Source organism: Paractinoplanes maris, assembly GCF_023544465.1.
GTDB lineage: Bacteria > Actinomycetota > Actinomycetes > Mycobacteriales > Micromonosporaceae > Actinoplanes > Actinoplanes maris.
In genome coordinates this window covers 754,751-774,465 of record NZ_JALPVL010000001.1, presented here as the reverse complement: position 1 = coordinate 774,465, position 19,715 = coordinate 754,751, and the positions used below count along the sequence as shown (strand labels likewise).

The window sequence follows — 19,715 nt, the reverse complement described above, 5'->3', positions numbered from 1 at the left end:
TGCGCAACCTGGATGAGGGTATGCACCACGCCAACTACTACTACGGTCACGCTCACCTGCTTGCCCGTTACGCCCAGCTGGACGATTGGATGCACCCGCCGCGCATGCAGGGCTACCTGCAGCACGGGTGGAACATCGGCGACGGCCTGGCCCCCGGTGTCCCGTTCGTCGACGGCAGCCGCCTGCTGGTCTGGTCCGAGCAGGTGCGCCGCCGGGCCTGGTCGCAGGGCCGGCGCGACGTCATCGCGATCGGCTCGCCCTTCGCCTATCTCCTGGAGATGGACGAGACGCCGGCCGACGAGTCCCAGCGCGACGGCACGATCTTCTACCCCTTCCACGGCTGGGAGGGGCAGGAGGTCATGGGTGACCACCAGCGCCTGATCGACGAACTCAAGGCGCACGAGACCGGTCCGCTCACGGTGTGCCTGTACTGGAACGAGCACAAGGTCAAGGCGATCCGCCGGCTCTACGAGAAGGCCGGCTTCCGGGTCATCTGCCACGGCTACCGGGGCTTCTGGTGGCGCGACCACGACCGTGACTTCCTGGTGCGCCAGCTGGCCGAGCTCCGGCGGCACAAGCGGGTCGTGTCCAACCGGCTGTGCAGCGCGATCTGGTACGGCTTGCTCGCCGGCGCCCAGGGCGCGGTCTACGGCGACCCGATGGTGCTGGAGAACGCCGACCCGACGTTCGGCGGCGAGCCCCGGCTGCGACGCCAGTGGCCCGAGGTCTACGGTTTCGACCCCGACCCGGTGGCCGCCCGCAAGGTGGCCGAGGTCGAGCTGGGCGCCGACATCCTCTGCACCCCGGAGGAGCTGCGCACCCACCTCGGCTGGCCGGTGGCCACGCAGCCGCTCAAGCAGTGGCGTCCGGCGGGTTCGCTCACCGCCTGAGGCTGCTGTCCGAAAAGTCGGGACAGCTACTTTTGTGTGGTACCTCTGAAGCAGGCCTTCGGAGGTGCCCATGAAAGCTTCCCTGCCCGACAACGAAACCGACCGGCTCGCCGCCCTGTACGCGCTCGACATCCTCGACAGCGAACCGGAACAGGACTTCGACGACATCGTCGCCCTCGCGTCGAGCGTGTGCCGGACGCCGATGTCGCTGGTCACCCTGCTCGACACCGACCGGCAATGGTTCAAGGCGCGGGTCGGCACGGAGGAGACCGGAACCGACCGCGACAGCGCGTTCTGCGCCCACGCGATCCTGGGGCGTGACCTGATGGTCGTGCCCGACGCCACCAAGGACCGCCGGTTCGCCGACAATCCGCTGGTGACCGGGCCGACGGGGATCCGGTTCTACGCCGGTGCCCCACTGGTCACGACCGACGGGTTCGCGCTGGGCACGCTGTGCGTGGTCGACGACGAGCCGCGCCGGCTCGACATCGAGCAGTTGCAGGCGCTGCGCGCGCTGGCCCGGCAGGTGACCTCCCAGATGGAGCTGCGCCGGCACGCGGTCGCGCTGGCCAACACCACGGCCCGGCTGCAGGAGCTGGAGAGGCGCAAGGACGACCTGACCGGGCTGCTCGGCGGTGATCTCCGGGCGCCGCTGCGGTTGCTCTCGGCGTACGTCGAGAATCTGGGCCAGACCGGCCACCAGGACGCCGAGATGGCCGACCTCGTGGCCCGGGCCACCGCCGGGCACATCCGCGGCTTCCTCGACCTGTTGCATCACCTGACCGAGATGGCCGAGGCCGGTTTCGGCTCCGAGTGCCTGCACATGCGGCAGATCGACCTCACCGGCATCACCCGGCGGGCGGTCGAGGCGGTCCGGCCGATCGCGGCGAGCAAGCAGATCTGGATCCTCAACCAGGCCGGTGGGCCGGCGCTGCCGATCATCGCCGATCCGGTGCGGCTCGAGCAGGTGCTGACCCACCTGCTGTTCGCGGCGGTGAAATACACGCCGTCGGGGGGCCGGGTGCGGGTCGGCACCGACCTCGAGTCCGGTCCGGCGGTCCACCTCGACGACATGGACATGCCCGACGGGATGCGGCCCGAGCTGTTCCCGCACCTGTACTACGGCGCGATCGCCAACCCGGCGAGCGTGCCCGGGCCCGATCGGGGGCTCGCGGTGGCGAAGAAGATCCTGGACGCGCACCACGCCACGGTCGCGCTCTCGGACCGGCCCGGTGACGGCACCTCGCTGCACGTCGTCTTCCCGCCGGCCAATCCCGATCCGTCCGTGCTGCTGTCCGCGCCGGCCACTGCGTAGGTCTCGACGAGACACATCGGCCCGCGCCCCACTCGGCTGCAGTTCGAGGGGGACGCGGGCCGACGCATTACCCGGTGTAGACCGGGCCGGAGCCGCCACCCGGGGGCGAGCCGGCTGACGGGAGGTCCTCGGGGTCGTAACGGTCGCGGGCCGTCTGGGTCGGCACCGCGGGCCGGGCCATGGCTCGCCCCGCCGCCGGGTGCGTCTCGACCCGGGTCTGGCCCAGCGTTGACGGCCAGGTGTCCAGGACCGGTGCGACGGCCGGCTGGGGCGGCGGGGGAACGGTGCTCACCCGTGTGCCCAGACCGGCGCGGTGCAACTTGTGCCAGCGCAGCCGGCCACCGGTCAGGGCCGTGGTCGCCGATTGCATCAGCACCAGATACATCAGCTGGCGGTAGGCGAACTGCTGCAACGGCAACCGCCACAGCGGCTTGAGCGACTCGCGGTCGAAGCGGAACGCCACCGCCGCGGTGAACAGCTGCAGCGTCAGCATGCCCAGCCAGGCCACCACGGTCTCCTCGAGCTCCCAGAAGACCAGGCCGTAGACGAGCATGATGTCGACGACCGGGGCCAGCATCGGCAGCGCCACCCCGAACAGCGCCAGGAACGGCAGCCCGACGCGGCCGAAGCGACCCGACGGGCCCTTGTCGAACAGTGCCCGGCGGTGCTTCCACATCGCCTGCATGGTGCCGTAGCTCCACCGGTAGCGCTGGCGGTAGAGCTGCTCCAGAGTGGCCGGTGCCTCGGTCCACGCCTTCGCGTCCTCGGCGTAGACGACCTTCCAGCCCTGCCGCAGCATCGCCATCGTCACGTCGGTGTCCTCGGCCAGCGTCTCGTCGCTGATCCCGCCGACCTGGGCCAGCGCCTCACGGCGGAACGCGCCGATCGCCCCGGGCACGGTCGGCATGATGCCGAGCACCTCGTAGAGACGACGGTCCAGGTTGAACCCGATCACGTATTCGATGTGCTGCCAGGCGGCGACCATTTTCTCCCGGTTGCCGACCTTGACGTTGCCGGCGATCGCGCCGACCGACGGATCGGCGAACGGCTGCACCAGCTTGGTGATCGAGTCGGGCTCGAAGATCGTGTCGCCGTCGACCGTGACGATCAGGTCGTGCCGGGCGAGGGCGATGCCGGTGTTCAGCGCGTTGGACTTGCCGCCGTTGGGCACCCGGACCACCCGTACGTTGGGAAGCCGCATCTGCTCCACGAGAGCGGCCGTGCCGTCGGTGCTGCCGTCGTCGACGACCACCACTTCGATGTGCGGGTAGTCGCCGCCGGCCAGCGACTGCACCGCGGCCTCGATGCCCTCCTTCTCGTTGTAGGCGGGCACGATCACCGACACCGGCTCGGTCACCGGGGGACCCCAGCTCCAGGTGTCCTTGCGGCGCTGCCGGGTGTGCCGGGTGGCCAGAAGGAGCAGCAGAGCCGTACGCCCGATGGTGAGCGCGCCGACGACCAGGAACAGGATCGCGATGACCCAGACCAGGCCGTCCGCCACGCGTACCGTCCAGATCACCGCGCTGCCGCGCCAGACGTCGCTGGTGGCGGCCGCGGGGTTCTCGGGCAGTTTCGGTACGGGTTTCGCGCCGGGCGCCGCGGCCGCGTTGCTCTGCTCGATCGTGCGGTTGAGGCCCTCGGTGACCGTCGTGAACTGGTAGCCGCGCGCCTTCATGGCCGGGATGAACCGGCGCAGGGAGTCGAGGGTCTGCTGCCGGTCGCCGCCGGCGTCGTGGAACAGGATGACGGCCGACGTCTCGCCGGGCGGCGTCGCGTTGCGGACGATCTGGTCGACGCCCGGGCGCTGCCAGTCCTGGCTGTCGGTGTCGTTCACGACGACCAGGTAGCCCTGCCGGCCCGCGTCCTTGATGATCTTCCAGTTCTCGTCGTCGATCGCCTCGTTCTTCGACGAGTAGGGGAAGCGGGCCAGGTTGGTGTGCACCCCGGTGGCCCGGGCGATCGCCACCTGCGTCTGGGACAGCTCCAGCGTGCGTCGCCAGGGCGCGATGATCTGCAGGTTGGCGTGGGTGAAGGTGTGCAGGCCCAGCTCGTTGCCCTCGTCGGTGATCCGTTTGGCCAGGGCCGGATGGCGCGACACCTCCGAGCCGACGACGAAGAACGTGCCGTGCGCGTCGTTCTCCTTCAGCACGTCGAGGACCCGCGGTGTCCACACCGGATCGGGGCCGTCGTCGAAGGTCAGCGCGATCGTCTTGGGCGGCATCCGGCTGGTGCTCTCCTGGCCGCCGGTGGTGTTGAGGACCGGGCCGCCGGTGAGGACGTCGGCCGGGACGGTGGCGTTGTCACCGACCTCGGACTCGACGTGGTCGCCGGTGAACTCGGCGTTGATGTAGGCCTGCACCACCAGGACGGCCACGAAGACGGTCAGGAGCAGGGTGCCGAGCAGGACCCGGGGCCGGGGGAGCAGGCGCCGGCGCACGGGTCCGCGGCCGCGGGGGCGTTTGCGGGCCGGCATCGGCGGCGGGGTGTTGGGTGCCGGGGCCTGGTGGGCGGGACTGTGGGAGCTCACCGGAGCACCTTGGTGGTCAGGTCCTCGGCGCGGGCGGTGACCAGATCGGTGGCCTGCGGACCGTCGTCGGAAACTCCGCCGGCCGACCCTCCGCTGCCGGCCGACCCGCCAGTGCCGTCCGCCGAACCCTTGCCGCCCGAGGAGCTGGTGCTACCCGTGGAGCTCGTACCGCCCGTGCCGCCCGCAGAGTCGGACGAGCCCGAGCCGGTCGGGCTCGGGCTCGTCGGGTCGTCGACGCCGGTTCCGCCACCGGTTCCACCGGTGCCACCGGTGCCACCGGTGCCACCGCCGGCTCCGTCCGTGCCCGGCGGCACGGGCGGCACCGGATCGGGCACGACCGGCGGGGGCGTGGTCGGGTCAGTCGGCGGGGTCGCGCCGGGCGGGTCCACGACGACCGGAGGCGCCACCGGCTTGCTGGTGACGGTGCCCGACTCGGGCTTCTTCGGCGGCGTGACCGGCTTCGACGTGGTCGGCGACGTGGACGGGGTGGGCTTCTTGGTCGCGGTCGGCGTCCGGGTGGACTCCAGCCGCGGCGACGGCGGACGAGCGGTGGTGCGGCGCGGCAGAGCCTCCGCGATGTAAAGCGCCCGCGACGCCCGCGTCGGGCTGGGCGTCGGCGCCGGTGACGGCGGCGCGCTCGGCGTGGCCGCCGGCTTCTCCTCCTTTTTCTCGGGTTCGAGACCGGGCAGCGGCAGTACGGCGCTGGAGCGGACCGGTCCACCGGCGAGACTGACGCTGATCAATCCGCCGTAGAGCATGACCAGTGCGCCGAAGGCGTACGCGATACGCCGCAAGAACCGGCTGCGGCGCCCGGTGCTGTCCACGAAGACCGGGGCCGGCATCTCGACAGAGATCACCTCGGTCTCGTGGATGTCGGTCGCAACGAAATGCGGGTTTTCTGGCTCCTGCGTTGTCACGCGGCGAGCTTAAAAAGATAAATGGCGATCATGGGCATCCTCACTCCGGCGAGTGACGGATGATCGTTACCCGGAATTCCACCGAAATGATGAGCTGTAGCGTTTGACCAGATGGCACGTCATCTGTGCCACCGGAAAGCGCACCTCTCTGAGCTGCGCGGCAACGGTGGGGGGCCGAAGGTTACGCCATTTTCCGCATTGTTTTCCTGTCATATCAACGACAGTGAAAGAGGCAAAATGGCGAAACACATTCACGGTCCTAATTGCGGTTCTTATTGAGAATACACCAGTATGTCCGAGTTGCTGGACAGGCATGATCGAAATTTGAAAGTTCCCCTGGCCACCCGTTGTATCCGTCATCGCAGGTCGTTAAGCTTCATCTTGCGCGCCCCTATCGCCCGCTTCCCCCGTGGCAGGCGATCGGGGCGCGCCCTTTCTTTCTCCGCTCCCGCACCGCTGGTCAGTCGCGGTCGGTCGAGCGAAAATCCCGCGGACGCGACAAGCCGCCGCGTGGTGCCGGTCCACGGCGGCGGCTCGTCGGGAGCGGGTCAGATCCAGCGACTGCCCAGCCACATGCGGTTCGACCAGCTCTCGTACGGGAGCACCTGGCCCACAAACACGGGATAGAAGTAGGCGAAGCAGACGGCCACCAGCACCAGGTAGGCCGCGGCCACCACGGTGCCGATCAGTTGGCGATCCGTTCGCGCCTTGCCCTGGGCCACGCCCTCCGGTGGCGTCATGATGGCGCCGAGCACGTAGACGACGGCCAGGATCAGGAACGGCAGCGCGGGCAGGGCGTAGAACGAGAACATCGTGCGGCCGTCCTTGACCGCGAAGTAGAACCACGGCAGCAGGCCGGCCACCGCGGGCACCAGGATCGCCCAGGCGCGCCAGTCGCGGCGGGCCAGGCCGAACCAAACCAGGCCGGCCAGCGCGGGCAGGAACGACCACCACAGGACCGGCGTGCCGAGCAGCAGGATCTCCCGGGCGCAGCTCGGGGCGCCGCAGTCGCCGCTGTTGTTCCAGTAGAAGGCGACCGGCCGGCCGAGCAGCAGCCACTGCCACGGCCACGACTGATAGACGTGCCGCTCGGTCAGGCCACTGTGGAAGCGGTAGGCCATCTCGTGGTAGTGCCACAGGTTGAGCAACGCGCCGAAGACCGGTGGCTCGCCGAGCCCGTTGGCCTCGCGGTCGTGCCGGTAGTAGCCGGTGTCGGTGACGAACCAGCCGGTCCACGTGGCCAGGTAGATCACGAACGTGAGCGCGAAGCTGAGCAGCAGCCAGCCGAGGTCGCCCAGGATGCCGGCCAGGAACGGCCCGCGGACCCCGGCCGAGCGGCGCGCCTGCACCCGCCAGGCGATCACCAGACCGGCCAGGAACGGCGCGAAGAACAGCGCGCTCCACTTCACGCCGCAGGCCAGGCCGAACGTCACACCGGCGACCAGCAGCCACCAAGGGACGATCCGCGGCACGGCGGCGGTCCGGGCCGGGTCGTAGCCGTTCTCGAGCGCCCGCAGCCACTGCCGCCGGTAGTGGTCGCGGTCGAGCACCAGCGCGGCGAACGTGGCCAGCAGGAAGGTCGCCAGGAAGATGTCGAGCAGCGACGTGCGCGAGAGCACCAGCTGGAAACCGTCGAGCGTCATCAGCAGACCGGCCAGGCCGGCGAGCAGCACCGAGTGGAACAGCCGGTAGGTGACCCGGATCAGGATCAGGATCATCACGATGCCGGCGATCGCGGCCGGGAACCGCCAGCCCAGCTCGTTGTTGCCGAACACCAGCTCGCCCAGCCCGATCAGCCACTTGCCCAGCGGCGGGTGCACCACGTAGGCCGCGCTGTTGCTCTTCTCGTCCCACTCCACGCCGTGCTGCAACATGTCCCAGGCGTCGGTCGGGTAGTAGACCTCGTCGAAGATGTAGCCCTTCGGGTTGCTGATCCCGTTGAGCCGCAGGATGGCCGCGATCACCACGATGACCGCGGTGACCAGCCACGAGTACGGGTTGAGCCAGTTGTCGAGGGTGCTGAGCCGCCGCCGGACGATCTCGGGGACGCCGCGCAGGCCCCCGGGCTCGGCCGCCGCAGGCGGGTCCGTGGTGAGCTCAGTCTCCGTCGCGGGCGCCGTAGTCACCCCGCGATCGTAGGGCGTGCGGCTGGATGGTGACGCCTGCCGTCACCGGGTCCGGGCGTGTGATGGACTTTCGCCGTGGACGCGACAGAGAAAGGCCGGGTTGTTCTGCTCGGCGCCCCGCTGGGCAACATCGGCGACGCCTCGGCGCGGCTGCGCGAGGTGCTGTCCACCGCCGACGTGATCGCGGCCGAGGACACCCGCCGCCTGGCCCGGCTCACCCGGGATCTGGGGGTGACGGTCACCGGGCGGGTCGTCTCGTACTTCGAGGGCAACGACGAGAAGCGCACCCCGGAGCTGGTCGAGGCGCTGGCCGGCGGCGCGGTGGTCGCCGTGGTGACCGACGGCGGCATGCCGAGCGTCTCCGATCCGGGGTTCCGCCTGGTGCGGGCGGCGATGGACGCCGGATACCCGGTCACCGCGGCACCCGGCCCGAGCGCCGTGACGACCGCGCTGGCGCTCTCCGGCCTGCCGAGCGACCGCTTCGTCTTCGAGGGTTTCCTTCCCCGGACCGGGTCGCACCGCCGTTCCCGCCTGCGCGAGCTCGCGGCCGAGCCCCGCACGCTGGTCTTCTTCGAGGCGCCGCACCGCATCGCGGGCATGCTGGCCGACCTGGCCGCCACGTTCGGCGACGAGCGGCCGGCCGCGGTCTGCCGGGAGCTGACCAAGACGTACGAGGAGATCCGGCGCGGCCCCGCGGCCGAGCTGGCCGCCTGGGCGGTCCGCGAGGAGCCGCGGGGCGAGATCACCGTCGTCGTGGGCGGCGCCCCGCCGCGCCCGGCCGAGCGCCCGGCCGACGACGATCTGCGGGCCGCGGTGGCCGAGCTCGAGGCGGCCGGGTCATCCCGGCGCGACGCGATCCAGGTGGTCGCCGACGAGTACGGGATCCGCAAGCGCGAGGTCTACGCGCTGGTGCACGGTCAGTAGGTCGCCGCGAGGAAGCCGGCCAGCAGGGCCAGCGGCCCGGCCAGGCTGAGCAGCACCGCCACCCGCCGGGCCCGGGACGTGTCGAGCCGCCGGGCCCTGGTCACCCCCGCGATGGCGTATCCGCACAGCAGCACCAGGGCGAAACCGAGCATCCAGCGCAGCTGGAACAGGGCTCCGGTCCCGCCGACGTACGCCTGGAGACTGTCCGGGCTGACCATCCGGGCCGGGGTGACCGTGCCGGGCTGCCGTGCCTGACCCTCGACGCCCAGCAGCCGCACCGGGCTGATCGTGTAGCGGCCGCCGGCGTCGGTGAACCGGCCGGCGCAGCGCTGGGTGACGCCGTCGCCGGTGCAGCGCGTGGTGGTGGCGTACCCCTGGTCGCCGTGGCCGACCGCGAGCCAGAACGGCTCCGCGCTGACCCAGGCGAAGAACGCGGCCACCAGGCCGAGCGCCACCAGCGAGACCTGGGCCGACACCGGGCGGCCGGTGGGTTTGCGCGAAGCCCGCCCGGTGCCCCGGTGGCGGGCCCGGGTGAGCACGGGCGCGGGTTCCTCGCCGGGCGGCACCTCGATCGTGTCGTCGACCGGGTCGCGCCAGAACGGGGAGTTCTCGAGCCGCTCGAGGCGGGCGTCGGTGGACGCCGAGCCGGTCGGCGGGGGCAAGGGCTGGGCCGGGCGTACGACCGAGTTGCCGCCCTGGCGGGGGCGGGCCGGCATCGGGCGGTCCAGCGGCACGGTCGGGCGGTGGTGCAGGCTCGGCTCGGGCAGCACCATCACGTCGTCGGGCGGCGGGGTGACTGTGGCCCGCGGCGGCGCGGGCGGTGTCGCCTGCGCGGGCGGCGCGGGCTTGGTGGGCGTGGCGGGCTTTGTAGGCGCCGCGGCCGGCGTGGGCTTTGTGGGCGCGGCGGGCGTTGTGGGCGGCGCGGGAGCGTCGGCGGCCACCGTTCGGGGCGACACCTGGGCGACGTGCCCGGCCGGGGGCTTCAACGGGTCGTACCGGTGCGGGTCGGGCCGATCGTGGTCGCGCTCGACCGCGGGCGGTTCCACCGCGATGGCTTCGGCGACGTCCTGAGCTGCGGCCGCGTGCGCCTCGGCGGCCTCGGCGGAGCGGGGCACGACCTCCGGCGGCAGCAGCACGCCGGTGCCGCCGGCGGGCTGTTCGACCTTCTGGGCGGGCCGCCGGGGCGGGTGGCTCGGCGCGGCGTCCCCGGACGAGCGACCGGTCTCGCCGCGCCACCAGGCCGCGCCGGGATCGGCGAACGACCACGGATCGCCCTCACTGCGAGGCGTTTCCCCAGGTTGTGGCGTATCTCCGAGCACGCGTCCATTGGACTACGCGCAGGGGTCCCCGCCGTGTTTTGAATGGGGCGTGTCGTGATAAATAGGTATCTCGCGGAGGGCTGAACGAATCCGTTCGCTCGGCGACCGGGCCGCTCACTACTCTTGGTCCTCATGAGTCACGTTCTCGCCGCGGTCGCCTGGCCCTACGCCAACGGCCCGCGCCACATCGGTCATGTCTCCGGCTTCGGGGTGCCCTCCGACGTTTTCAGCCGGTATATGCGCATGGCCGGTCATGACGTGCTCATGGTCTCGGGCACCGACGAGCACGGCACGCCGATCCAGGTGCAGGCCGACGCCGAGGGCGTGACCGCCCGCGAGCTGGCCGACCGCTACAACCGGGTGATCGTCGAGGACCTGCACGGTCTGGGCTTGAGCTACGACCTGTTCACCCGCACCACTACGCGCAACCACTACGCCGTGGTGCAGGAGCTGTTCACCGCTCTCGAGCGCAACGGCTACATCGTCAAGCGCACCACGCTGGGCGCGCGGTCTCCGTCGACCGGGCGCACCCTGCCCGACCGTTACATCGAGGGCACCTGCCCGATCTGCGGCTACGACGCCGCCCGCGGCGACCAGTGCGACAACTGCGGCAACCAGCTCGACCCCGAGCAGCTCATCAACCCCCGGTCGAAGATCAACGGGGAGACCCCGGAGTTCGTCGAGACCGAGCACTTCTTCCTCGACCTGCCGGCCTTCGCCGAGGCCATCGGCAACTGGCTCGACCAGCGGGAGAACTGGCGTCCCAACGTCCTGAAGTTCTCCCGCAACCTGCTCGACGACCTCCAGCCGCGGGCGATCACCCGCGACCTCGAGTGGGGTGTGCCGATCCCGCTCGACGGCTGGCGCGACCGCAACGACAAGCGCATCTACGTGTGGTTCGACGCGGTCATCGGCTATCTGTCGGCCTCGATCGAATGGGCCCGCCGCTCCGGCGACTCCGAGGCGTGGCGGCAGTGGTGGTCGGCCGACGCGCAGGGCAAGGACGCGCTCGGCTACTACTTCATGGGCAAGGACAACATCGTCTTCCACTCGGTGATCTGGCCGGCGCTGCTGCTCGGCTACTCGGGCGAGGGTGACAAGGGCGGCGAGCCGGGCGAGCTGGGCCGGCTCAACCTGCCCACCGAGGTGGTCTCGAGCGAGTTCCTGACGATGGAGGGCAAGAAGTTCTCCTCGTCGCGGCGGGTCGTCATCTACGTGCGGGACTTCCTGGAGCGCTACGACGCCGACGCGTTGCGCTACTTCATCGCGGTGGCCGGTCCCGAGTCCAACGACACCGACTTCACCTGGGCCGAGTTCGTCCGGCGCAACAACGACGAGCTCGTCGCGGGCTGGGGCAACCTGGTCAACCGCTCGATCTCGCTGGCCGCCAAGAACTTCGGTGCCATCCCGGAGCGCGGTGAGCTGACGCCCGAGGACGAGGCGCTGCTGGCGGCCACCCGGACCGGCTTCACCACGGTCGGCGAGCTGATCGGCAAGCACCGGCAGAAGGCGGCGATCGGCGAGGCCATGCGCGTGGTCGCCGAGGCCAACAAGTACCTCTCCGACCAGGCTCCCTGGAAACTCAAGTCCGATGAGGACAAGCCCCGTCAGGCCACCGTCCTCGCGGTCGCGCTGCAGGCCGTCAGCGACGCCAACACGCTGCTGACCCCGTTCCTGCCGCACTCCGCGCAGAAGGTGTTCGAACTGCTCGGCGGTGAGGGCGTGCACGCGCCGATGCCGCGGATCGAGCAGGTCGACGACCTCGACGGCGGCCCGTCCTATCCCGTGCTCACCGGCGACTACACGGTCGGCGCGCGCTGGGAGTCGGTGCCGCTGGTGGCCGGCACGCCGCTGGCCGCTCCCAAGCCGGTCTTCCGCAAGCTCGAGCCCTCGGTGATCGAGGAGGAAATTGCCCGTCTGGCCGGCTGATCCCGCTTCCCCCGCAAGGTCCGTTCGCCCGGTGCGAACGGGCCTTGTTCATTTATGGGATTGATTCACGTAATAGTGATCAGGTAGCGTCTGCGCTCCACGGGGGAACACCAGCGTTGCATCGATACGGCTCCGTCCTGACGCGAGCCGTGTCATCCACGTCCCCTTCGTGAGGTTTGACCCCCTCGAAGGAGAATTTCCTTGAACTCTCGCCTCTCACGTCCGCTGCTCGCCGCGGTTGTCAGCGGTGCGTTCCTGGCCGGCGGCGGCCTGTTCGCCGCGCCTGCGTTCGCCGAGCCGACGCCCACCGCGACCGAGTCGGGCACTCCGACCGCGGAGCCGACCACCCCGGCGCCGGATCCGACCACCACCAAGCCCACGCCGCCGCCGCCCGGCGACCCGACGGCGCCGCCCACCACGCTGCCGCCGCCCACGGAGACGACGACGCCGGCCACGACGCCGCCGGCTACGACGCCGCCGGTCACGACCCCGCCGGTCACGACGCCGCCGGCGACCACCACGCCGCCGCCGCCCGCGGACAAGACCGCGCCCAGCGGCACGTTCGCGCCGAACCGCTGGTCGATCTTCCCCGGCCAGTCGGTCACGCTGACGCTGACCGGCATCAAGGACAACGTGAGCACGCCCGCGCAGATCAAGCGCGTGGTGACCTGGGGTGACGGCGCCAGCTCGACCGTGAGCACGTCGGCCACGTCCATCGCGCACACCTACAAGTCGTCCGGCAAGAAGCCGATCACGCTGACGCTGACCGACGCCGCGGGCAACAAGCGCGTGGTCAAGTCGGTCGGTCCGACCGTCGTGCCGTCGTCGGTGAAGTACAAGCTCAGCCGCACCTCGGTCTTCCACGGCCAGAAGTTCGTCTGGGAACTGCTCAGCGTGCCGGCCGGGGCCACCAAGATCACGGTGGCCTGGGGCGACGGGCGGGCCACGGTGATCTCCAAGCCCAAGAAGCAGAAGATCACCCGGTACTACTACGCCACCCCGAACAACATGCTCGTCCCGACGGGTACCAAGACCCTGAAGGCGACCGCCTACAACAAGTACGGCGCGGCGACTCCGCAGGTCGTGGGCAAGGTCACGCTGAAGCCGGACACCGCGCGGCCGACCGTCAAGATCATCCCGCCGTCGAACGCCGGCAAGGCCTCGTCCTGGAAGGCGATCAAGGGCACCGTCGGGGACACCGGCTCGGGCGTCAAGGAACTGATCGTCATCGCCGTCGTGGCCAAGCCCAACGGCACCGAGGCGTGCTGGTCGTCGGCCAAGAAGAAGTGGGTCACGGTCACCGCCAGCACCAACATCAATGTGTGCCTCAACGCGGCCAAGCCGTCGGGTGGCAAGTTCTCGCTCGCGGTCAAGAGCACGCCCAAGGGTGGTCTGGCCATCTCCGGGATCGCCGCGGACTGGGCCGGGAACCTGAACGCCGACAGCAACGGCAACTACAGCCGTTACATCAACTGAGTCACCGCTGACACGCCGAAGCCGGCGTCACCCTTCGCGGGGTGGCGCCGGCTTCGTCGTTGGCGATCAGAGCGCGTACGGGATGTCGGCGATGTGGTGGTCGAGCAGCTCACCCACCGGCGCCCACGACTCGTAGACGCCACGCTCGTAGCAGCGGGCGCCCGTGTGCTGCAGGGAGTCGTTGTCCGGGCGCACCAGCCGCAGCCGGGCCCAGGCCTCGTCGCGCTGCAGCACCCAGCACGGCGTGCCCCGCCACAGGGCCTGCTCGGCGCGCCGGCTCAGCGTCGACACCGGGTAGCGGGCCGCGCGGGTCAGCGCCCGCACCCGGAACTCCTCCGGCGGGTCGGCGACCGCCTCGTACTCCCGGCCCTTGATCTGCCCGACCAGCCGCGCCGAACCGGTCGTCGTGCAGGGCACGTACTCGCGGTCGGGGCTCACCCCGGGCAGGTTGTCGAGCAGGTGGCGCCACCGTGGGCCGGCCAGCCGCAGCCAGCCGTTCTGCTCCGGCTGGAAGGTGTAGAGGATGACCTCCTCGCCGCCCGGCACGTGCGCGACGATCTGCGAGTTGGCCGGGATCGGCAGGTCGGCGAAACCGGCGGTGATGTATTCCGGGATCAGTTCCTCGGTGCTCGGGGTGAAACCGGTGCCCAGGATCATCGCGCCGATCCGGTTGTGCGACTGGATCGCGGCCAGACCGGGCTGGGCCCGGCCGCCAGGGACCTCGTAGTCGGCCGGGTCGACGGCGCGCCAGCGCAACGCGTACGCCACTTCGGAGTCGGTCGCACCGTCGGTGCCCAGCAGCGCCAGCTCCCGCGGGTCGGTGATGTGGGCGAGGTCGCAGGCCCGGTAGCAGAAGCCGTACGGAAGCCACCCACCCAGATGGCCGGAGACCTGCGCCGGAGAGAGCACTTTGGTCATCCGGGTACCGCGCCGGACCGCCGCCGTGGCGCGGATCTGGCGCAGGACCGGATCGTCCAGGAAGTTGGCCGACTGGCTCATCCGCTGCACCCGGGCCCAGTCGAGATCGCGCCGCAGCGGAGCGGACAGCGGGGGCTCGAGCGGATCGGTTTCGATCACGCTGTCCTCGCCGGTCACAGTCACGGTCGGAAATTAGTCAACAGCGGTGGACTCCGGGTGAACAATCAGTGTCCACCGGGTCGAAGTGCAGAATGTCTCACATGTCATCGTCACCTTCGCAGTCCCGCCGGGACCGGGACCGCCGCCGGGCCGGCGAGTTCCCGCCGCCGGCCGAACCGCTGGCTGTCCCCGTCTTCGACAGCCATACCCACCTGGACCTGACCATTCAGGAGGCGGATCCCGGCGGCGAAGCGGCCGACCCGGTCGAGACGCTGATCACCGCCGCCGCGAAGGCCGGGGTCGACCGGATCGTGCAGGTCGGCGTGGACGAGCCGTCCTCCCGCTGGGGGGCCGAACTGGCCGCCCGGCACCCGTCGGTGCTGGCCGCGGTCGCGCTGCACCCGAACGAGGCGCCGCTGCTGTCCGATCTGGACGAGTCGCTGCGGGTCATCGAGGCGCTCGCCGGTCAGCCCCGGGTGCGGGGCATCGGCGAGACGGGCCTGGACACCTTCCGTACGGGCGAACAGGGCCGGGCCGCGCAGGAGATCAGCTTCCGCGCGCACGTCGCGATCGCCAAGCGGCACGGCAAGGCGCTGATCATCCACGACCGCGAAGCCCACCAGGACGTACTGCGCGTGCTGGACGAGGAGGGCGCACCGGACACGGTCGTGATGCACTGCTTCTCGGGCGACGCCGTGTTCGCCGCCGAGTGCGTACGCCGCGGCTTCCACCTGAGTTTCGCCGGGACCGTCACCTTCGCCAGCGCGGGCAGCCTGCGCGAGGCGGCCGCGCTCACCCCGGCCGGGCAGATCATGGTGGAGACCGACGCGCCCTACCTGACCCCGGTGCCGCACCGGGGGCGGCCCAACGCGTCCTATCTGATCCCGCTGACCGTCCGCTCACTGGCCGCGACCCGCGGCGACGACGTCGACGAGCTGTGCGCCGCGATCTCGGCCAACGGCGAACGTGTCTTCGGCCCGTGGCGCTGACCGGAGCGGTGTCACCCCTCGACCCAGGCGCTCACGCCCAGTTGCCGGCCGAGCCGTTCGACCTGCCCGGCGAACTGGGTGGGCGCCGCCGCGAGCGGGCCCCGGGCGACGAAGCGCACCGCCCAGCGGGCCCGCGGCGCCACGTTGAGGATGCGGTAGACGACCTGGCTGCCACGCTGGTCGGGCTCCACCTCGTAGACCCCGTGATACCACCACTGGCCCTGCTGGGAGACCATCCGGGCGCCCGCGTCGACGGCCACCGAGATGCGGCTGCCCTCGTGCATCACCACGAACTCGTTGCCGGTGTCGGTCTCCTCGACCGTGCCGGTGACCGCGATCGGGGAGTGACCCCCGGGCCGCACGTCGAGCAGCACCGCGGCCACCCGATCCGGCGACGCCTCGACCACCGCGCGCAACTCCAGCAACTGCGTCATGCGCTCGTTTGTACCCGGTCTAGGCTTGTAGACCATGGCTGACGCACTTCTCGGCCCGGCGGAGATCCGGGAACTGGCGGCCCGGCTCGGCGTGGCCCCCACGAAGAAGCTCGGCCAGAATTTTTTGCACGACCCCAACACGATCCGGCGCATCGTCACCGCCGCCGGTCTGACCCCCGACGACGTGGCCCTCGAGGTCGGCCCCGGCCTCGGGTCGCTCACCCTCGGCCTGGCCGGCGCCGTGCGCCACGTGCACGCCGTCGAGATCGACCCCCGGCTGGCGGCGGCGCTGCCCGAGACGGTCACCGCCGCCCACCTGACCGTGCACCAGGCCGACGCGCTGCACGTGCGCGGGGCCGACTTCGACCCCGCACCCACCATGCTGGTGGCCAACCTGCCCTACAACGTGGCCGTCCCCGTGGTGCTGCACCTGCTCGCCCAGCTGCCGACCCTGCGCGGCGGCCTGGTGATGGTGCAGAAAGAGGTCGCCGACCGGCTGGTCGCCGGTCCCGGTTCCAAGGTGTACGGGGTCCCGTCGGTCAAATTGGCCTGGTATGCGCAGGCCCGCGCGGCCGGCAAGGTCCCGCCCGCGGTGTTCTGGCCGGTCCCCAATGTGGACTCCGGCCTGGTTGCCTTCAGCCGTCGCACCCCGCCCCCGGGCGCCGATCGCCGGGCGGTCTTCGCCGTGGTCGACGCCGCCTTCGCCCAGCGCCGCAAGACCCTCCGGGCCGCCCTGGCGGGCTGGGCCGGTGGCGCCGCCCGGGCCGAGCAGGTGCTGGTCGCGGCCGGGATCAGCCCGCAGGCCCGCGGCGAGTCTCTGACCGTCGAACAGTTCGCGGCCATCGCCGCGGCGGCCGGACTGTCGCCCCCCGGCGGTAAGCTCACCGCGTCCGAGCCGCCGGAAGGGGTGGACTGATGACCGACCCGTCGCCGCAGCCCGTCCCGGCGCGGCCGCACGCTCCGTCCGAACTGCAGATCGGGGACGACACTCCGTGACCGAGGCCTGGGGACCGGACGACGACGAGCCGCGCCGGCATCATGGGCCCGTCCGCGTCCGGGTGCCTGCGAAGATCAACCTGCACCTCGGCGTGGGGCCGCTGCGCGACGACGGGTTCCACGAGCTCAACACCGTCTACCACGCGATCAGCCTGTTCGACGAGCTGACCGCGCGGGCCGGTGACACCCTCACACTGACCATGGAGGGCGAGGGCACCGGGGCGCTCGCCCTCGACGAGACCAACCTGATCATCCGGGCCGCCAAGGCGCTCGCCGCCCGCACCCGGGTGCCGGCCTACGCCCGGCTCCACCTGCGCAAGACGATCCCGCTGGCCGGCGGCCTGGCCGGGGGCAGCGCCGACGCCGCGGCCGCGCTGATCGCCTGCGACCTGCTGTGGGGCACCGGCATGACCCGCGAGGAACTCGCCGAGATCGGCGCCGGCCTCGGCTCCGACGTCCCGTTCCTGCTGCACGGCGGCACCGCCCTGGGCACCGGCCGCGGCGAGGCGATCAGCCCGATCCTGGCCCGCCCCACCACCTGGCACTGGGTGGTCGCGGTGGCCGACGCCGGGCTGTCGACCCCCGACGTCTATCGCAAGCTCGACGAGCTGCGCGCCGGCTCCTGGCCGCCCAAGGCCCTGGGCGACGCCGACGAGCTGATGTCCGCGCTGCGCCAGCGTGACCCCGAGGTGCTCGGCGCCGCGCTCGGCAACGACCTGCAACCGGCCGCGCTCGCGCTCCGGCCCGAGCTGGCCGACGTGCTCAAGGCGGGCAGCGAGGCCGGTGCCGTCACCGGCCTGGTCTCCGGCTCCGGCCCCACCTGTGTGTTCCTGGCCACCGACGCCGCCCACGCCGGACGGGTCGCGGCCGGGCTCAACGCGGCCGGAGTGTGCCGCGAGGCGGTCACCGCCCGGGGCCCGATGCCGGGCGCGCGGGTAACCTAGAGGCATCGTGGCGAACATCATCAACCTGGACCGGGTCAGCAAGGGCTATGGGGCCGCCGGTCAACTCCTCACCGACGTCTCCCTGGGGCTCGACGACGACGCGCGCATCGGCATCGTCGGCCTCAACGGAGCCGGCAAATCGACTCTTCTGCGGATGCTGGCCAAATCCGAGGAACCCGACTCCGGCCGGGTCACCCTCCGGCGCGACCTACGGGTCGCCACCCTCCCGCAGACACTCGACCTCGCCGCCGAGGCCACCGTCCGCGACGTCGTCCTCGGCACCGCCTGGCTGAGCGAGGGCATGGGCGCCGAGCACGAGTGGGCCGGCGACGCCGGGGTGCGGGCCATCCTCGACGGCCTCGGCATGGGCTACCTCGGCCTCGAGACGCCGGTCGGCCCGATGTCCGGTGGCGAGCGCCGCCGGGTCGCGCTGGCCGCGCTGCTCGTCCGCGAGAGCGACCTGCTGATCCTCGACGAGCCCACCAACCACCTCGACGTGGCCGGGGTCGACTGGCTGGCCCGCCACCTGCTCACCCGCCGCGGCGCCCTCGTCGTCGTCACGCACGACCGCTGGTTCCTCGACGCGGTCTGCACGGCGACCTGGGAGGTCGTCGACGAGCAGGTGCACACCTACGAGGGCGGCTACGCGGCCTGGATCCTCACCCGCGCCGAGCGTCAGCGGGTCGCCGCGGTCACCGAGTCCCGCCGGCAGAACCTGCTCCGCAAGGAGATCGCCTGGCTGCGCCGCGGCCCGCCGGCCCGCACCTCCAAGCCTCAGTTCCGCATCGACGCGGCCAACGCGCTGATCGCCGACGTCCCGCCGGTCCGAGACAAGGTCAGCCTTCAGCGGCTCGCCACCTCCCGGCTCGGCAAGCAGGTCTACGACCTCGAGGACGTGACGCTCACCGCGGGCACCAAGCCGATCCTCGACCACCTCACCTGGCAGGTCGGCCCGGGCGACCGCATCGCCATCCTCGGCGCCAACGGAGCCGGCAAGACCACACTGCTGCGGCTGCTGGCCGGCATCACCCGGCCCGACGGCGGCCGACTGGTCACCGGCTCCACGGTCCGCGCGGCGTTCCTCTCCCAGGAGCTCAAGGAGCTGCCCGGCCAGTTGCGGCTGCTCGAGGCGGTCGAAGAGGTCGCCAAGCGGGTCCAGCTCGGCGACCGGGAGCTCTCCGCCGGTCAGCTGGCCGAGGTGTTCGGCTTCACCGACAAGCGCATCTGGACCCCGGTCAGCGACCTCTCCGGAGGCGAGCGGCGCCGGCTCCAGCTGCTGCGGCTGCTCGCCGCCGAGCCCAACGTGCTGCTCCTCGACGAACCCACCAACGACCTCGACACCGACACCCTGGCCTCGCTGGAGGACCTGCTCGACTCCTGGCCGGGCACGATGATCGTCGCCAGCCACGACCGCTACCTGGTCGAGCGGGTCACCGACACGGCGTACGGGATGTTCGGCGACGGCCGGCTCGTGCACCTGCCCGGTGGCATCGACGAATACCTCACCCGGGCCGTGTCGCACCTCGGCGGCGGGGTGAGCACTTCCGGCGTACGCAAGGAAGCCGGCGCAGCGGAGACCGGGACCGGCCTCTCCGCGGCCGAGGTGCGCCAAGCTCGCAAGGATCTCAGCCGGCTCGAACGGCAACTCGCCAAGCTCGACGAGCGGGTCATCAAGATCAACGAGAAGCTGGCCGTGCACGGCAGCGACTACGACAAGCTGATGGAACTGGACGCCGACCTCAAAGCGGTACAAAAGGAACGAGGCGAGGTCGAGGAGGCCTGGCTCGAGCTGGCCGAGCAGGTGCCCGGAAACTGATCCGGGGGGTGTGCCTGCGCCGCTTGAGGGCAATAC

At 71.3% G+C, this 19,715-nt stretch carries 15 protein-coding genes; 9 read left to right on the top strand and 6 right to left on the bottom strand.

Going from position 1 to position 19,715, the window contains the following annotated elements; translation table 11 throughout:
• Positions 1-20: 20 nt before the first annotated feature.
• Together NAG42_RS03690 and NAG42_RS03685 are read left to right on the top strand one after the other, a co-directional pair.
• Complete coding sequence (locus NAG42_RS03690; RefSeq protein ID WP_250027875.1) at positions 21-890, top strand: hypothetical protein; 870 nt, start codon at positions 21-23, stop codon at positions 888-890.
• A gap of 70 nt (positions 891-960) precedes the next feature.
• On the top strand, positions 961-2,205 hold the full coding sequence (locus tag NAG42_RS03685; RefSeq protein ID WP_250027873.1) for a GAF domain-containing sensor histidine kinase: 1,245 nt from the start codon (positions 961-963) through the stop codon (positions 2,203-2,205).
• A gap of 67 nt (positions 2,206-2,272) precedes the next feature.
• Here NAG42_RS03685 and NAG42_RS03680 read toward each other — a convergent pair whose 3' ends face one another.
• The 3 genes from NAG42_RS03680 to NAG42_RS03670 form a co-directional block, all read right to left on the bottom strand.
• A complete protein-coding gene (locus NAG42_RS03680) occupies positions 2,273-4,732 on the bottom strand; it encodes a bifunctional polysaccharide deacetylase/glycosyltransferase family 2 protein (RefSeq protein ID WP_498370589.1) in 2,460 nt (819 codons plus the stop codon).
• Positions 4,729-5,649, bottom strand: coding sequence for a hypothetical protein (locus NAG42_RS03675; protein WP_250027872.1), 921 nt, complete (start codon positions 5,647-5,649; stop codon positions 4,729-4,731). Before NAG42_RS03675 ends, NAG42_RS03680 begins: the two co-directional genes overlap by 4 nt.
• Positions 5,650-6,197: 548 nt before the next feature.
• Positions 6,198-7,775, bottom strand: a complete 1,578-nt coding sequence (locus NAG42_RS03670; RefSeq protein WP_250027870.1) for a dolichyl-phosphate-mannose--protein mannosyltransferase — start codon at positions 7,773-7,775, stop codon at positions 6,198-6,200.
• 75 nt (positions 7,776-7,850) lie between these two features.
• On the opposite strand from NAG42_RS03670, the gene rsmI reads away from it, so the two are divergent.
• Entirely contained in the window at positions 7,851-8,699 is an 849-nt protein-coding gene (rsmI, locus tag NAG42_RS03665; RefSeq protein WP_250027869.1) for a 16S rRNA (cytidine(1402)-2'-O)-methyltransferase, read from the top strand.
• On the opposite strand, the gene NAG42_RS03660 is transcribed toward rsmI, so the two are convergent.
• Complete coding sequence (locus tag NAG42_RS03660) at positions 8,693-10,018, bottom strand: hypothetical protein (RefSeq protein ID WP_250027868.1); 1,326 nt, start codon at positions 10,016-10,018, stop codon at positions 8,693-8,695. The two genes, rsmI and NAG42_RS03660, sit on opposite strands and share 7 nt — an antisense overlap.
• Positions 10,019-10,150: 132 nt before the next feature.
• Here NAG42_RS03660 and metG point away from each other — a divergent pair, with 132 nt between their 5' ends.
• Both metG and NAG42_RS03650 read left to right on the top strand, forming a co-directional pair.
• The gene (gene metG / locus NAG42_RS03655; RefSeq protein ID WP_250027867.1) at positions 10,151-11,947 is read left to right on the top strand and encodes a methionine--tRNA ligase; all 1,797 of its coding nucleotides are present in this window, start codon (positions 10,151-10,153) and stop codon (positions 11,945-11,947) included.
• Between the two features lie 201 nt (positions 11,948-12,148).
• Positions 12,149-13,423: a hypothetical protein gene (locus NAG42_RS03650; protein ID WP_250027866.1), complete on the top strand. Its 1,275-nt coding sequence runs from the start codon at positions 12,149-12,151 to the stop codon at positions 13,421-13,423.
• A gap of 66 nt (positions 13,424-13,489) precedes the next feature.
• Here the strand turns inward: NAG42_RS03650 and NAG42_RS03645 are convergent, their stop codons facing one another.
• Positions 13,490-14,524 (bottom strand): hypothetical protein, encoded by a 1,035-nt coding sequence (locus tag NAG42_RS03645; RefSeq protein ID WP_250027865.1) that lies wholly within the window; start codon positions 14,522-14,524, stop codon positions 13,490-13,492.
• 68 nt (positions 14,525-14,592) lie between these two features.
• On the opposite strand from NAG42_RS03645, the gene NAG42_RS03640 reads away from it, so the two are divergent.
• Entirely contained in the window at positions 14,593-15,489 is an 897-nt protein-coding gene (locus NAG42_RS03640; RefSeq protein ID WP_250027864.1) for a TatD family hydrolase, read from the top strand.
• 11 nt (positions 15,490-15,500) lie between these two features.
• Here the strand turns inward: NAG42_RS03640 and NAG42_RS03635 are convergent, their stop codons facing one another.
• On the bottom strand, positions 15,501-15,923 hold the full coding sequence (locus tag NAG42_RS03635; RefSeq protein ID WP_250027863.1) for a hypothetical protein: 423 nt from the start codon (positions 15,921-15,923) through the stop codon (positions 15,501-15,503).
• Between the two features lie 34 nt (positions 15,924-15,957).
• Between NAG42_RS03635 and rsmA the strand changes: the two genes are divergently transcribed.
• The 3 genes from rsmA (at position 15,958) to NAG42_RS03620 (ending at position 19,679) form a co-directional block, all read left to right on the top strand.
• Complete coding sequence (gene rsmA / locus NAG42_RS03630; RefSeq protein WP_250027862.1) at positions 15,958-16,839, top strand: 16S rRNA (adenine(1518)-N(6)/adenine(1519)-N(6))-dimethyltransferase RsmA; 882 nt, start codon at positions 15,958-15,960, stop codon at positions 16,837-16,839.
• Positions 16,840-16,915: 76 nt separating this feature from the next.
• On the top strand, positions 16,916-17,863 hold the full coding sequence (locus NAG42_RS03625; RefSeq protein WP_250027860.1) for a 4-(cytidine 5'-diphospho)-2-C-methyl-D-erythritol kinase: 948 nt from the start codon (positions 16,916-16,918) through the stop codon (positions 17,861-17,863).
• Positions 17,864-17,870: 7 nt separating this feature from the next.
• The gene (locus NAG42_RS03620; RefSeq protein WP_250027859.1) at positions 17,871-19,679 is read left to right on the top strand and encodes an ABC-F family ATP-binding cassette domain-containing protein; all 1,809 of its coding nucleotides are present in this window, start codon (positions 17,871-17,873) and stop codon (positions 19,677-19,679) included.
• The last annotated feature ends 36 nt before the right edge of the window (positions 19,680-19,715 follow it).